This is a genomic window from Breoghania sp. JC706 (assembly GCF_037026715.1).
In the GTDB taxonomy this organism is placed as follows: Bacteria; Pseudomonadota; Alphaproteobacteria; order Rhizobiales; family Stappiaceae; genus Breoghania.
Genome location: NZ_JBANCG010000002.1, coordinates 327,293 through 341,896, shown reverse-complemented (window position 1 = coordinate 341,896; position 14,604 = coordinate 327,293). Strand labels below are relative to the sequence as shown.

12 protein-coding genes are annotated in these 14,604 nt (G+C 66.0%); 8 read left to right on the top strand and 4 right to left on the bottom strand.

Annotated features, from left to right (window positions below; translation table 11 throughout):
• Nucleotides 1–12: 12 nt before the first annotated feature.
• Nucleotides 13–1,026 (bottom strand): ABC transporter permease, encoded by a 1,014-nt coding sequence (locus tag V2L18_RS04640; RefSeq protein ID WP_336176640.1) that lies wholly within the window; start codon nt 1,024–1,026, stop codon nt 13–15.
• Nucleotides 1,023–2,621, bottom strand: a complete 1,599-nt coding sequence (locus V2L18_RS04635) for an ABC transporter substrate-binding protein (protein WP_336176639.1) — start codon at nt 2,619–2,621, stop codon at nt 1,023–1,025. The genes V2L18_RS04640 and V2L18_RS04635 overlap by 4 nt, the downstream gene beginning before the upstream one ends.
• A gap of 324 nt (nt 2,622–2,945) precedes the next feature.
• Between V2L18_RS04635 and V2L18_RS04630 the strand changes: the two genes are divergently transcribed.
• Nucleotides 2,946–3,986 (top strand): dipeptidase, encoded by a 1,041-nt coding sequence (locus V2L18_RS04630; RefSeq protein ID WP_336176638.1) that lies wholly within the window; start codon nt 2,946–2,948, stop codon nt 3,984–3,986.
• 218 nt (nt 3,987–4,204) lie between these two features.
• Here the strand turns inward: V2L18_RS04630 and V2L18_RS04625 are convergent, their stop codons facing one another.
• A complete protein-coding gene (locus V2L18_RS04625) occupies nt 4,205–5,233 on the bottom strand; it encodes a P1 family peptidase (protein WP_336176637.1) in 1,029 nt (342 codons plus the stop codon).
• A 282-nt stretch (nt 5,234–5,515) separates the two neighbouring features.
• Nucleotides 5,516–6,373: a D-amino-acid transaminase gene (locus tag V2L18_RS04620; RefSeq protein ID WP_336176636.1), complete on the bottom strand. Its 858-nt coding sequence runs from the start codon at nt 6,371–6,373 to the stop codon at nt 5,516–5,518.
• Between the two features lie 148 nt (nt 6,374–6,521).
• Here V2L18_RS04620 and V2L18_RS04615 point away from each other — a divergent pair, with 148 nt between their 5' ends.
• From V2L18_RS04615 to V2L18_RS04585, 7 genes are all read left to right on the top strand, one after another.
• On the top strand, nt 6,522–7,517 hold the full coding sequence (locus tag V2L18_RS04615) for a LysR family transcriptional regulator (RefSeq protein ID WP_336176635.1): 996 nt from the start codon (nt 6,522–6,524) through the stop codon (nt 7,515–7,517).
• 630 nt (nt 7,518–8,147) lie between these two features.
• Nucleotides 8,148–9,305 (top strand): ABC transporter substrate-binding protein, encoded by a 1,158-nt coding sequence (locus V2L18_RS04610; protein WP_336176634.1) that lies wholly within the window; start codon nt 8,148–8,150, stop codon nt 9,303–9,305.
• A gap of 156 nt (nt 9,306–9,461) precedes the next feature.
• Entirely contained in the window at nt 9,462–10,505 is a 1,044-nt protein-coding gene (locus V2L18_RS04605; protein ID WP_336176633.1) for a branched-chain amino acid ABC transporter permease, read from the top strand.
• Nucleotides 10,502–12,271 (top strand): branched-chain amino acid ABC transporter ATP-binding protein/permease, encoded by a 1,770-nt coding sequence (locus V2L18_RS04600; protein ID WP_336176632.1) that lies wholly within the window; start codon nt 10,502–10,504, stop codon nt 12,269–12,271. The genes V2L18_RS04605 and V2L18_RS04600 overlap by 4 nt, the downstream gene beginning before the upstream one ends.
• Complete coding sequence (locus tag V2L18_RS04595; RefSeq protein WP_336177008.1) at nt 12,268–12,987, top strand: ABC transporter ATP-binding protein; 720 nt, start codon at nt 12,268–12,270, stop codon at nt 12,985–12,987. The genes V2L18_RS04600 and V2L18_RS04595 overlap by 4 nt, the downstream gene beginning before the upstream one ends.
• Nucleotides 12,980–13,822 (top strand): SDR family oxidoreductase, encoded by an 843-nt coding sequence (locus tag V2L18_RS04590; RefSeq protein ID WP_336176631.1) that lies wholly within the window; start codon nt 12,980–12,982, stop codon nt 13,820–13,822. The genes V2L18_RS04595 and V2L18_RS04590 overlap by 8 nt, the downstream gene beginning before the upstream one ends.
• A complete protein-coding gene (locus V2L18_RS04585) occupies nt 13,819–14,604 on the top strand; it encodes an aspartate/glutamate racemase family protein (RefSeq protein ID WP_336176630.1) in 786 nt (261 codons plus the stop codon). Before V2L18_RS04590 ends, V2L18_RS04585 begins: the two co-directional genes overlap by 4 nt.

Genomic DNA, 14,604 nt, shown 5'->3' with positions numbered 1-14,604 from the left:
TCGTTGCCCTTCTCAGCTCACACGCGGGTCGAACACGCGATAAAGGATGTCGGCGAGCAGGTTCAGCGCCACATAGATGAGGCCGATAAGCAGGGTGCAACCGACGACGGGGTTCATGTCGCCGTTCATCAGCGCCTTGGTCAGATAAAGACCGAGCCCCGGCCAGGCGAAGACGGTCTCCGTCACCACCGCGCCTTCCAAAAGGCCCGCATAGGTGAGCGCCAGCACCGTCAGCAGCTGCACCGCGATCGTCGGGAAGGCGTGATTGAGAACCACCTTGCGCGCCGAAAGCCCCTTGGCCCGGGCCGCGACGATGAACTCGCCGCGCAGCGCATCGAGCATGAAGGCACGGGTCATGCGGGTGATGTAGGCGAGCGAGAAGTAGCTCAGGATCGAAACCGGCAGCACCAGATGGGCGACCGCATCGCGGAACGCATCCCAGTCGCCGGCATAAAGACAGTCGATGGTCAGGAACCCGGTCACCGGCGTGATCATGTCCTGATAGATGATGCCCTGCCGTCCGGGGCCAGGCGCGATGCCGAGCCCGGCGTAGAAGATGATCAGCGCGAGCAGCGCCAGCACGAAGACCGGGACGGAGTGGCCCGCCAGACAGATCACGCGGATGATCTGGTCGGTCAGGCTGTCCTGCCGCACCGCCGCCCAGATGCCGAGCGGCACGCCGATCACGGTGGCGATGATCAGGGCATAGGTGGCGAGCTCCATCGTCGCCGGAAAATAGTGGGCGATGTCGGAGGCGACCTCGTTGTGGGTCAGAACCGACTGGCCGAAATCGCCGTGCAGGACCTGCGTGAGGTAGTGCCAGTACTGCACGATCAGGGGCTCGTCGAGCCCCATCGCGGCGCGCGCCTTGGCGACCACCTCCTGGCTGGCGTTGTCGCCGACCGCGGCGATGACGGGATCGACCGGCATGACCCGGCCGATCATGAATGTCACGACCGACAGTCCGAACAGCGTCGCGAGGACGCTGCCGAACTGCGAGCCGAGGGACTTAAGCCGCCTGATCAAGCCTTGCTGGTCCCTGCATAGGAGTGGCTGTCAGGCAACGTGCCCAGACGCACGCCCTCGACATTCGGGCGCATGGCCGCGACCACCGACGACTGCATCATCACCACGAACGGGCTGTTGTTCATGTAGTACTTCTGCAGCTCGACGTACTTCTTGATGCGGGTCTCGGGATCCGGCTCGTCGCGGGCGTCTTCCGCCATCTTGGCGATCTTGTCGTCCTGGAAGTGCGAGCGCCAGCAGAACGGACGGGTCGTCGCATCATCCGAATTGTCGTGGTTGATGCAGAACACGTCGACGTTTGAGTTCGGGTCGAAATAGTCCGTGCCCCACGACGACAGCGCCACCTGGTGCTTGCGCGCGCGCATCTTGGTCAGAACCTGACGGTTTTCGGCGGCGAGCAGGGTCACCTTGATGCCGATCTTGCCGAGATCCGCCTGGATCGCCTGGGCGATGTCCGGGTACGGCGGGGCCGAGTAGTGATCGATCTCGATCTCGAAGCCGTCGGGATAGCCGGCCTCGGCCAGAAGCGCCTTGGCCTTTTCCAGATCCTGCTCGAACGGGTTCTCGTTGTAGGCGCCCGGCAGGCCTTCGGGAACGATCGCCTGATGAACCACATAGGTCATCGGCACGATGTTCTTCTGCATGGCGTGGTAGCCCACCGCCCACTTGAACGCTTCCCAGACCTTCGGGTTCTGCAGTTTTTCAACCGCCTGGTTGAGCGACATCAGCATGATGGAGGCGGTCGACTTCTGCATAAGCTTGATGCTGTCGTCGCCTTCCAGACCTTTGAGCTGCTCGGTCAGCAGGTTGCGGGCGATATCGACGTCGCCCTGCTTCAGCATGAGAAGCTGCGAGGACGGATCGACGATGTGGCGCATGATGATGCGCTCGATGTTGCCCTTGTAGTCGCCGTTCGGGTTCTTCAGCAGGACGACGGAGTCGCTGGCGCGCCAGATCTTCAGCATGAACTCGCCCGAGCCCGCAGAATTCTGGCGCAGCCACGCGTTGCCAAGATCGTCGCCCTCGGCGTGATCGAGCGCGGCCTTCTTCTCGATGATCGCGCCGACGTTGGCCGACAGGCAGTAGAGCAGCAGACCGAGGGCGGTCGGGTTCTCGGTCTTAAGCACCACGGTATCGGCATCCGGCGCGGTGATCGCCGTTTCCGCGTTGTCGGCATTGAAGCCGAACTGGGTGATGATGAAAGCCGGGCTCTTGTTCAACTTCACCGCGCGCTGCAGCGAGAAGGCGCAGTCCTCAGCGGTGACCGGCGCGCCGGAGGAGAACTTCAGGCCCTTGCGGATCTTGAAGGTGAAGGTCTTGCCGTCTTCCGACGCGGTCCAGCTTTCGGCGATCTGCGGATCGACCTTGTCGGGATCCTCCAGATTGGGGGCCACCAGCTTGTGGTACATGTTGCCGCAGATTTCGGCGCCGACCGACTCAAAACCCTCGTGCGGGTCGAGGCTGGTCATGTTGTCCAGTTGCATGGCAACGACGAGCACGTTCTTCGGCGTGGCGGCGAAGGCGCTCGTCCACGACAGGTAGGACAACGTCGGAAACACCGCCGAAGCAGCGAGGAAATTGCGGCGCGATATCATGTGTCTTGCTTCCCGTCTCTGACAGTCCGGCGCGCGAGTGCCGGCGAAGGTTGAGGTGAAGGTTGATGCGAAGGATGAGGTCCGGGGGACCTTCTTGTTCTTGATCCGCATGCAGATGTAAAAGCGTCAATTTGTAACGGCCGTTACCACGCGCCTTTTCCGACGAGCCAATGCCGAATTCGGGAAGCCCCATTCCAAATTTGCATAGGTCAGTTATTTCAGCCCCTTGGAAACAGAGGGCATGATGTCGCTGCTCTGTTTGATGTTGCAATGCCGCATGGAAAGGCGGACAGAGGGGCAAAAATGCGATGCAAGGTTCACAAGATGACGAATAACGACACCGTGCCCGTTTTCGACGGCCACAACGATATCCTGCTGCGCCTGTGGCGCGCGGGTGCCGAGGGGGCCGCCAAACGATTCCTGGAAGGCGAGGAGGCCGGCCACATCGATCTGCCGCGCGCCCGCAAGGGCGGGTTCGCGGGCGGGCTTTGCGCCGTCTACGTGCCGAGCGAGCGCGTCCTCAACGAAGAGGGCAACTATCCCACGCCGTCGCACGCCGAGGCGGTCGAGGCGACGGTCGGCATGGCCGGCATTCTCGCGCGCATCGAGCACGCCTCCAACGGCGGTGTGAAGATCTGCCGGTCTGCCGCAGACATTCGCGCCGCCATGGCCGCCGGCAGCTTCGCCTCGGTGTTCCATATCGAGGGCGCGGAAGCCATCGGACCCGACCTCGACATGCTCTACCTGCTGCACAATGCGGGGCTGAGAACGCTCGGCCCGGTGTGGAGCCGGCCCAACATCTTCGCCTTCGGCATTCCCTTCCGCTTTCCCTGCGGCCCGGATGTGGGGCCCGGCATGAGCGATCTCGGCAAGGCACTGATCCGTGCCTGCAACGAGCTGCGCATCATGGTCGACCTGTCGCACATGAACGAGGCCGGCTTCTGGGAGATCGCGAAAATCTCCGATGCGCCGCTCGTCGCCTCGCATTCCAACGCCCATGCGCTGTGCGCCCAGAGCCGCAACCTGACCGACAAACAGATCGATGCCATCGGCGAGAGCGGCGGGCTGATCGGCATCAATTTCGGCGCCTCGTTCTTCGACCCCGCCGGCCCGGACCGCGATCTCGACGTGGACCTGTCGGTGCTGGTGCGCCATGTCGACCACATCGTGGAGCGGATCGGCATCGACCACGTCGCCCTCGGCTCCGACTTCGACGGCACCAAGATTCCCAACGCCATGAAAGACGTGACCGACCTGCCGAAGCTCATCGCGGCGCTGCGCAAGGCGGGTTATGCCGGCGAGGATCTCGACAAGATCTGCCACGGCAACTGGATCCGCGTGCTGGAACGCACCTGGGGCGGCTGAGGGCTGCCGGCCTTCGAGTTTACCAGAAGGCGCGCGGTACACGCGTCGGATTCGATTGTGTGGCCCATCCTTCGAGACGCCCGCTGAAGCGGGCTCCTCAGGATGACGTTGTGTTTGTTGCTATTTCAGTGAAACCACCAACACACACAACGTCATCCTGAGGAGGGCCGAAAGGCCCGTCTCGAAGGATGGGCCACCCCGACAGATCGGTGCAAAACCTACCCGGCCGCGTCGCGCAGCCAGTCGGAGAGAAGCGGCCGGCTCCGGCCGCCGCGTCCCTCGATCGTCTCCGCCGCACACAGGGCGTTGAGGACGGCCTCTTCGGTGCTTTCGGCGGCGGCGCGGAAGGCGTCGTCGATGCGGCGGTCGTTGAGCCGCGCGACGGACATGCAATCCTCGCGGCTTTCGTGCGGAATGCGGTTTGCCGTGGTGAAGCCGAGCACGATGTCGCCGCTGCCGTTGCCCCAGAAGGCGCCCAACCGGGCAAGGCCGGCCGCCGCGCGGCGGCAGACGCGCTGCAGTTGCCGCTGATCGAGCGGGACGTCGGTCGCCAGCACCACGATCACCGATCCCTTTTCGGCCTCGTCGCGCCAGCGCGGATCGGCGATGCGGCCGTCCGGCAGTCGCAGATCGCCGGCGCGGCCGAAATTCGCCAGCACCAGAACGCCGAGATGGCGCGCCGCGCCGTCGATCTCGATGCGGCGCGAGGCCGAGCCGATGCCGCCCTTGAAGCCGAAGCAGCTCATGCCCGTGCCGGCGCCGACCGAGCCTTCGGCGAAATCCGCCGCCGCCGCATCGAGCGCGGCCATCGCGTCCGCCTCGCCCACCGCCATGGCCTGAATATCGGACAGCGGCCCGTCGTTGCACTCGCACACGACCGCATTGACCGTGGAGGTACGCCGGCCGATCTGCGGATTTTCGGCAATCGCCCGGCGGATCAGCGCATTGGCACATGTGCCGACGCCGAAGGTGTTGGTGAGCAGGATGGGCGTTTCGAGCGTGCCGAGCTCCGCCACCTGCACGAGGCCGGTGCTCTTGCCGAAGCCGTTGACGACCTCGACCGCCGCGGTCAGCTTGTCCGCGAACAGGTTGCCCGGCTGCGGCACCACAGCCGTGACGCCGGTGTTGATGTCGCCACGGCGAAGCGTGGCGTGGCCGACGGCGACGCCGGGAACATCGGTGATGGCATTGCGGGGCCCCGTCGGCATGATGCCGGCAGTGAGCCCGAAGTCACGCAGGCGCGCCATGGCTGCTCCTTGTTTTCGCTTCGCGGTCTTCGTTCGTAGCCGCAAAGGCATGGGCTGAACCAAGCCTTCTTTCGGACCTCCGAGCCCGGCCCGCAAGTCATCGCGTTTTATGGCGCCCAGAGCCAACCGCCGTCATCACCCGGCGCAGTCCGGGTGATCCAGCGCGCGCCGCGCCTGCGGCAACCGGAATGGATTGCCCGGACTTCGCCGGGCAATGACGATGGAGGGTCAGGGGCGGGAAATGTGCCCGGAGCAGCCAGGCCCCATCTGGGGGGCAGGATCTCAAAGGGTCTCGCAGGTCCGCGCCATTTCCACATAGATCTCCTGCAGCTTGCGCGTCACGGGGCCCGGGCGGCCGTCGTCGACCGTGTGATCGCCGATGCGTACGACCGGGGTCACCAGGCTGGAGGCACTGGTCAGGAACGCTTCGGCCGCACCTTGCGCTTCCGCCACGGTGAAGGCGCGCTCGTCAAGCGCGAGGCCTTCGCGCTCCACCAGCGCCAGCACCGCGCGGCGCGTGCAGCCGGGCAGGATCGCGTGGGAGTTCGGCCGCGTGCGGATCGTGCCTTCGTGTGTGACGATGAAGGCGGTGGAGGAAGCGCCTTCGGTGATATAGCCATCCTGAAACAGCCAGACATCGTCGAAGCCGGCGGCCTTGGCGGCCTTCTTGGCGAGCACCTGGCCGAGCAGCATCACCGTCTTCACGTCCCGCCTTTCCCAGCGCGGATCGGCAGCAACCGCGACCTTGATGCCGTTTTCCTGCGCGGCGGTGCCGAGCAGCTTCTTGGGCTGGGTGAAGGCGATGAAATTCGGCTTCAGGCCTTCGGAGGCGACGAAATTGCGCTCTTCCGCGCCGCGCGTGACCTGAAGATAGATCGTGCCGTCCGTCATCGCGTTGCGCTTGGCAAGCTCGCGCTGAACCTTGCGGATCTCGTCGAGCGGAAGCGGCATCGGAATGCCGATCTCGCCCAACGAGCGCTCGAAGCGGGCCAGATGCAGGTCGTTGTCGATCAGGTGCCCTTCAAGCACCGCCGTGACCTCATAGATGCCGTCGCCGAACAGGAAGCCGCGATCCATGACCGGGATCTTCGCATCGGCCTCGGCCACGAACGCTCCGTTGACGTAAATCTGCCGTTCCATCTCAAATTCCGTTCTTTTGCGTGTGCGGAACGACTAGGCGTATTCCCCTGCGTTGGCCAATGCCGGTTTTCGCGCGGGTTAGTCCATTTTTGCATATGTTGTTGTACTCTTTCCGAAACGGGGCTAAGCAGGCCCTCTGGAGAGCGCTATGGAATTGAAATGGCTTGAAGATTTCGTGATGCTCGCGAACACGGCCAGCTTTTCCCGGGCCGCACAGGCGCGCAACGTAACGCAATCCGCCTTCAGCCGACGGATCAAGCAGCTGGAAAACTGGCTCGGTGTCACGCTGATCTCGCGCGCCAGCCTGCCCGCGGCCCTGACCCCGGAAGGCAGGGCCTTCCTGCCGGTCGCGCAGGAGACCATCCGCACGTTCCACAGCGTGCGCGCAACGCTTGCCGCCTCCGCCGCGCCGCGCGAGCGCCAGCTGACATTCGCCGCCCTGCACACGCTGACGGTGACGATGCTGCCCGACTGGCTGACCTCCGTGAAGGCCGCCCTGCCCGATCTCGTTACCACGCTGCTGCCCGACCGCGGCGGGATCGAGGCCAATGTCGATGCCCTGCTCAGCGGCGATGTCGACCTGTTCCTGACCTATGCGCACCCGCTGGTACCGGTGCTGCTCGATCCCGAGCAGTTCGACTGGCTGCACCTGGGCGAGGAAACCGTCCTGCCAGTGACAGCCCCCCGGCTGCTGCCCTCCGTTGCGCAAGGCAGGGGGCTTTGCGGACCGGAACCCGGCGGCCTCGGACTGCTTGATGCGGCCATCGAGCAGGGAACCGCGGTGCCCTATCTCGACTATGGCCTGGCCTCGTTCTTCGGCACGGCGCTGCAGCAGATCTTCTTCGAGAAAAAGCCCTTCCAGCGGCGCAACATGCACCAGAACACCATCAGCGCCGAGCTGCGCATCTTCGCGCTGAAGGGCTGGGGACTGTGCTGGCTGCCCGAAAGCCTCATCCGCGAGGATCTGGAACAGGGCACGCTGGTCCGGGCGAGCGCCGACCCCGGCTGGGACCTGAAGACCGAGATCCGCCTCTACCGCTCCCGCAATCACGAGAAGCGCGTCATCGACGAGCTTTGGAGCGTGGCGAAAAAGGTGGGCAATCCCGCCCGCTCTCCCGCCGCCCATACCAACGGGCGCGCCTGAGCACGGGGCGGGGCGATGGCTCCGGCCGGCTGCACGCCTCACGCGCCCTGTCTGCGGGCTCTTTCCAACCAACTGACAAAACAAGATTTTTCCAAACGATCCGGCCACGTGCGGCGGGCCGTGACGCTGCGTTTGCACGGCTTGTTGACAGTGGCGGCAAATTAACTTTAAGCTTCAAATATCGGCCTGGCCCGCAACGATACGACAGACCCCCATCAACGGACCAGCTGACGGAGGCCCCATGGCGAATGCGTCTGCGCATCCCGGAGACCCGATGCCCGGCTGGCATGTCGCGCACGCGGCCGTCGCCCGGCTCGTGACCGGCAGGTCACGATGAGGCGGCAACCGGCCCCTTCGCGCCCTTCGTCGCCGCGCGAGCCCGCGCGCGGGGAAGCGGACGTGGCAACGGCGAACCGGCCGGTTTCAACGATCATGCGGCGAGGGCCCCTCGCCCCAGCAACCAGAACAAATCACCTTTTCGCGGTCTTCAGGCCGCGGAGCCGGACCCTGCACGCCCACGCAACGATGCGGGCCGGACCACTCCAGACGAACGACACTTCCAGACGGACAAGGGACCAGATGAACCTTACCGCCGGGCATCCGCGCCGGTGGCAGACAGTGGAGGCAATCTTGAAGAAAATCGCTTCGACACTCGCCGTTCTGGCCGGGCTGAGCCTGGCGGCGACGGCGGCGCAGGCCGAAATCAAGGTCGGCTTCGTGACGGCGCTCAGCGGCGCCGGCGCCTCGATCGGCATTCCGTATGAAAAGGGCATCAAGGCCGCGTTCGAATATCAGAGCGAGGTCGGCGGGGAGAAGATCACGCTGATCAGCCTCGACGACGGCTCCGACCCATCGGCGGCCGCCCGCGCGGCGCGCAAGCTGGTGGAGGAAGAGCACGTCGATCTGCTGATCGGTTCGGCGCAGGCAACCTCCACCATCGCCATGGTGGCTGTCGCCAACGAGCTGCACGTGCCGATGATCGCGATCTCGCCGATCAACGTGGCCCCGGCCAAGGACGGCGAGCGCTGGGCCATCGCCATTCCGCAGACGCCGGCGCTGATGGTCAAGGTCATCGCCAAGCGCATGCAGCGCGACGGCATCAAGACCGTGGGCTACATCGGCTACTCCGACGCCTGGGGCGATTTCGTCTATGACGGCGCCAAGGCGGTGGAGGCCGAGGGCGGCCCGAAGGTGACGACCAACGAGCGCTATACCCGCACCGACACCTCCGTCACCGGCCAGGTGCTGAAAGTGCTGGCGTCGCGTCCCGATGCCTTCATCGACGGCGGCTCGGGCACGCAGGGCGCGCTGCCGCTGATCGAACTGAGAAAGCGCGGCTTCAAGGGCCCGTTCTACGGCACGCCGTCGGTTCTCAACGCCGACTTCATCCGCGTCGGCGGTGCTGCGGCGGAGGGCATCCAGGTTTCCGCCGGCCCCGTCGTCGTCACCTCGCAGCTTCCCGACGACCACTTCGCCAAGAAGCCGGGCATGGCCTTCCACGACGCCTATGCCAAGGTCAACAACGGCGAGCAGGTGACCGACGGCTTCTCCGGCTATTCCTTCGACGGCTGGCTGGTTTTCCTCAACGCCGCTGAAAGGGCGCTGAAGGAAGCCAAGCCCGGCACGACGGAATTCCGCACCGCGCTCAACGACGCCATCTTCTCCACCAAGGACCTGGCCGGTGTCCACGCGATCTACAACTTCACCCCCGCCTCCAGCTACGGCGTCGACGAGCGCAGCCTCGTCGTCGTCAAGCTGGTCGACGGCAAGTGGATCTACCAGCCCTGATGCCGTGTCCCCGCGGCCTGACGGTCGCGGGGACAATCTTGGCCCGATAGCGGCGTACGAGCGAGGACCACGCCCCGAAAAGGGGGCCCGGTCCCTCGCCCGTGCGCGGTGCGCAGCCTGCCGGCACGCCGGCCCCCTCTCCAGCCTCGAGACACCATGACCGCTGATATTGCCGCCATTCTGGCCGTCGACGGCATCGCCACGGGCGCGATCTACGTGCTGATCGCGCTGGGCTTCGTGCTGATCTTCGCCGTGACCCGGGTGATCTTCGTCCCCTTCGGGGACATCGCCGCCTTCACCGCGCTGACCGTCGCCGCCCTTGAACTGAAGCAGGTGCCGGGTACGGTCGGGCTTGTCGCAGCCCTTGCCGTTCTTGCGAGCCTCATCGAGGTCGCCTCGCTGCTGCGCGCGCGCACCCCCGGCCGCATTCCGAAGGCGCTGGTGTTCTATCTCGTCCTGCCGATGGCGGCCGCCGGCGCGGTATGGCTGACGGCGGGCCACGCGCTGCCGATGGCGCTGCGCATCGTGCTGTCGCTGGTGCTGATCCTGCCCGTCGCGCCGCTGCTCGACCGCATCGTCTACCGCCCCATCGCCGATGCTTCGGTGCTGCTGCTGCTCACCGTCTCCATGGCGCTGCACTTCGCGCTCGTCGGGCTGGGGCTGCTGTTCTTCGGGCCGGAAGGCGTGCGCACCGAGACGCTGACGGATGCCACCTTCGAATTCGGCAGCGTGTTCGTGCCGGGCCAGACGGTGATGATCGTCGGCGCGGCGATCCTGTTCTCCGCCCTGCTCTATCTGTTCTTCGAGTTCACGCTGACCGGCAAGGCGCTGCACGCGACCGCCATCAACCGCACCGGCGCGCGGCTGATGGGCATCCGGCCGGAGCGCGCCGGCACCATCGCCTATCTGCTCGGCTCGCTGCTCGCGGGTGTCTCCGGCATCCTGATCGCCCCAGTCAACACAATCTTCTACGATTCCGGCTTCCTGATCGGCCTGAAGGCCTTCGTCGGCGCCATCATCGGCGGGCTCGTCAGCTTTCCCGTCACCGCGCTCGGGTCGGTGCTGGTCGGCGTCCTGGAAAGCTTCGCCTCCTTCCAGTCCAGCGCCTTCAAGGAGGTGATCGTGTTCTCGATCCTCATCCCCGTGCTGCTCTGGCGCTCGTACACGACCGTTCACTCCGAGGAGGATATCGAGGAATGAGCCCGCGCACCCTGCGGCTCGTTGCGATCGCCGCTGTCGTCCTGATCGCCGCCGCCCCGTTCCTGCTGCAACCCTTCACCATCACCTTGATGAACTATATCGGCGTGTTCGCGCTGATCGCGCTCGGCCTCGTTCTGCTCACCGGCATCGGCGGCATGGTCTCCTTCGGACAGACCGCGTTCATGGGCATCGCCGCCTATTCAACCGCCTGGATGAGCGCGGTGATGGGGTATTCGCCCTGGGCCGGCCTCGTGCTGGCGATCGTGCTGAGCGGCGCGGTGGCCGCCGCACTCGGCGCCATCACGCTGAAACTGCAAGGCCACTTCCTGTCGATCAGCACGGTCGCCTGGGGCATCGCGATCTATTTCACCTTCGGCAACATCGAGGGGCTCGGCAAGAACAGCGGCATCGCGTCGATCCCGCCGATTTCGGTCGGCTCCGTCGCGCTCATTGACAGCAGCCAGATCTATTATCTGATCTGGGCGATGCTCATCGGCGCGATGTGGCTTGCCCACAACATGCTGGACTCCCGCGTCGGGCGTGCCATGCGGGCGCTTCGCGGCGGCAATTCGATGGTGGAGTCGCTCGGCGTCGATGCCTTCCGCATCCGGCTCGCCACCTTCGTCATCGCCGCCGTTCTCGCAGGCCTTTCCGGCTGGCTCTACACCCATCTCGGCCGCTTCATCAGCCCGGTCGAGTTCGACGTCACGCGCGGCATCGAATACCTGATGATGGCGATGGTGGGCGGGGCCGGCTATCTCGCCGGCGCGGTCGTCGGCAGCGGGCTGATCACGCTCCTGAAGAATGCCGTGCAGGACTACCTGCCGATGATCGCCCCCGGCTCGGCCGGGCAGCTGGAGATCGTGGTCTATTCCGCGATCTTCATCCTGTTCCTGCAGCGCGCGCGCAATGGCATCGTGCCCTATATCGCCGCCCTGCTGCCCGACGTGGTACAGGCACGCCCGGCCGAGGCCGAACCGCTGCCGCGCCGCACGCAGCCCGCCCCGGGCAAGGTTTTGCTGGAGGTGGAGGCGGCGCAAAAACGCTTCGGCGGGCTCGCGGCGGTCAACAATGTCAGCTTTGAGGTGAAGTCGGGCGAGATCCTCGGCCTGATCGGCCCCAACGGGGCTGGCAAGAGCACCATGTTCAATCTGGTGACCGGCGCCATGCCGCTTTCGGCCGGCAAGGTGACCTTCGACGGGCGCGACATCACCCGCGCGCGGCAGCGAAAGATCGCGGAGGCCGGCGTCGCGCGCACCTTCCAGCACGTGAAGCTCAGGCCCAACATGACGCTTCTCGACAACGTGCTGCTGGGCACCTACGCCCGCACGAAGGCAGGCTTCTTCTCCGGGGCGCTGGGGTTTGACGCCGCGGAGGAGAAGCGCGCGCGCTTCGAGGCGTTGCGCCAGCTTGAGCGCGTCGGGCTCGGCGACAAGCCGTTCGAGCTTGCCGGCAACCTGCCGCTCGGCAACCAGCGGGTGCTGGAAATCGCCCGCGCGCTTGCCGCCGATCCGGTGCTGCTGGTGCTGGACGAACCGGCGGCGGGCCTGCGCAAGCAGGAGAAGGCGGCGCTGTCGGCCTTGCTGAAATCCCTGCGCGAGGAGCACCTGACCATCCTGCTGGTCGAGCACGACATGGAGTTCGTGATGGGGCTCGTCGACCGCATCGTCGTCATGGAGTTCGGCACCAAGCTGTGCGAGGGCGATCCGGCAAGCGTTCGCGCAGATGCCCGCGTGCAGGAAGCTTACCTAGGAGGCGTCGTCTGATGGCCCTGCTCGCAATCGAGGATTTCTCCGTTTCCTACGGCAAGGCGGAAGCCGTGCGGTCGGTCTCCGTGGAGGTGGAAAAAGGCAAGATCGCGACCGTGATCGGCCCCAACGGCGCCGGCAAGACGAGCCTCTTGAACGCCGCCATCGGACTTCTTCCGGCGTCTGGCCGGGTCATCTACGACGGTGAGGACATTTCCCGGCTCGACGTGGAGCAGCGGGTGGAAATGGGCTTTTGCCTTGTGCCGGAGCGGCGCGAGCTTTTCGGCGAAATGTCGGTGGAGGACAATCTGCGCCTCGGCGCCTACAGCCACCGCCGTGCCCATGCCCAGAACAAGCGCTCGCTGGACGAGATCTACGAGCGGTTTCCCCGGCTGATGGAGCGGCGCCGGCAGGCGGCCGGTACGCTGTCGGGCGGCGAGCGGCAGATGCTGGCGCTGGGACGCGCGCTGATGGCGCGGCCCAAGCTCTTGATGCTGGACGAGCCGAGCCTGGGGCTGGCGCCGCTCATCACCCGCGAGATTCTGGCGACCCTGCCCTCGCTCTGCGAGAACGGTGTCTCGATCCTGCTTGTCGAACAGAATGCCCGCGCCGCCCTTGAAACCGCCGATTTCGGCTACGTGATGGAAACCGGCGACATCGTCCGCTCCGGCCCGGCCGATGCCCTCATCCACGATCCGATGCTGATCACGACCTATCTCGGCGGCCATGGCTGAGGCAGGACAGGCGCTCGCCGGCAAGGTCGCGCTGGTAACAGGCGGCACGCATTCGATCGGCGAAGCGATCTGCCGGCGGCTGCATCGGGCTGGTGCCCGCGTGCTCGTCACCGGCATCGAGGACGCGGCCGGGGAAGCGCTCGCGCGCGATCTGAACAGCGGTGGGACAAGCGCGGATGCGCTCTACCGGCATCTCGACGTGCGCAGCGATGCGGAGATCGAGGCCGCCCTTGAGGACTGCCAGGCGGCGTTCGGGCGGCTCGACATTCTGGTCAATTGCGCCTGCTCCTACCGCGACCGGGGCCCGGCCAGCAGCCGCGAGGACTGGCTGGAGACGCTGAACGTCAACGTGGTCGGCCCGGCGATGCTGGTTCAGAAGGCGGGCGCGCTTCTGACGAAGCCCGGCGGTGTGGTCGTCAATATCGGCAGCATTTCCGGCAAGGTCGGCTCGCGCGAGCGCGGACCTTACGCAGCCGGCAAGGCGGCGCTGATGCACTTCACCAAACTCGCCGCCGCCGCTCTCGGCCCTGAGGGCGTGCGCGTCGTTTCCGTCTCGCCCGGCTGGACATGGTCGCCGCCGATGGAGGCGATGACACGGGGGCGCCGCGACATCGCAGATGCGGCCGGCGGGCGCGTCAACCCGCTCGGCCGCGTCGGGCGGATGGAGGAGGTCGCCAATGTCGTCGCCTTCGTCGCCTCTGAGGAGGCCGGCTGGGTGAACGGCTGCGACATCGCCGTCGATGGCGGCTTCACCGCGCTCGGTCCCGATCAGGGACTTGGCCCGAAGCACTGGTGCGATGCGGCCGTGCTTAAGGATGAGGATGCGCTCCCGTGAAGATCTTCTGGCAGAGTTTCATCGACCGGTCGGCGAGCGCGCCCTACATGGAGCGGCTTTCCGCCTATCTGAATTCAATCGCGGCACCGGGCACCACCGTGCATGTGGAGGGCGTGTCGCCGCCCGACCGAGCCTTCGGCCGGCTTGCCGAATTCCGTTGCGCGGTCATGGCGGTGGACAACGGGCTTCAGGCCGAGGCCGACGGCTACGACGCCGTGGTGATGGGGCATTTCCAGGATCCCGGCCTTCACGAGCTGCGCTCCGCGCTGCGCATTCCGGTGATCGGCACCGGCGAGGCGACGCTGCTTGCCGCCTCAACGCTCGGCCGACGGCTGGGGCTCGTCACGCTCGATCCCGTGTTCGAGGTCTGGCACCGCGAGCAGGCCGACCTGATCGGCCTTGGCGGCCGTGTCACCCACGTGACCGGCATGGCCTGCAAGCCGGAGGATTTTTCGCAAGCCTTTGCCGGCGACGAGACGGCGCGTGCGCGGATGCTCGCCGACTTCACCGCCTGCGCACGGCCGCTGGTGGATGGCGGGGCGGACGTGATCATTCCGGCGGGCGTTTTGCCGGGGCTGCTGGTCGGCGGCGAGCACGGTTTCACGGTCGGCCACGCGCCGGTCGTCAACTGCGCGGCGGTGGCGCTGAAGTCAGCGGAAATGTGGGTGCAACTGAAGGCGCTGAACGGGCTGGAGCCCAGCCGCGGCCCGAGCTTCGCGCTGGCCCCGGATCAGGCCGTCGACGACTTCCGCAAGCTGGTGCGCGAGGGGCGCGGCGGCTGA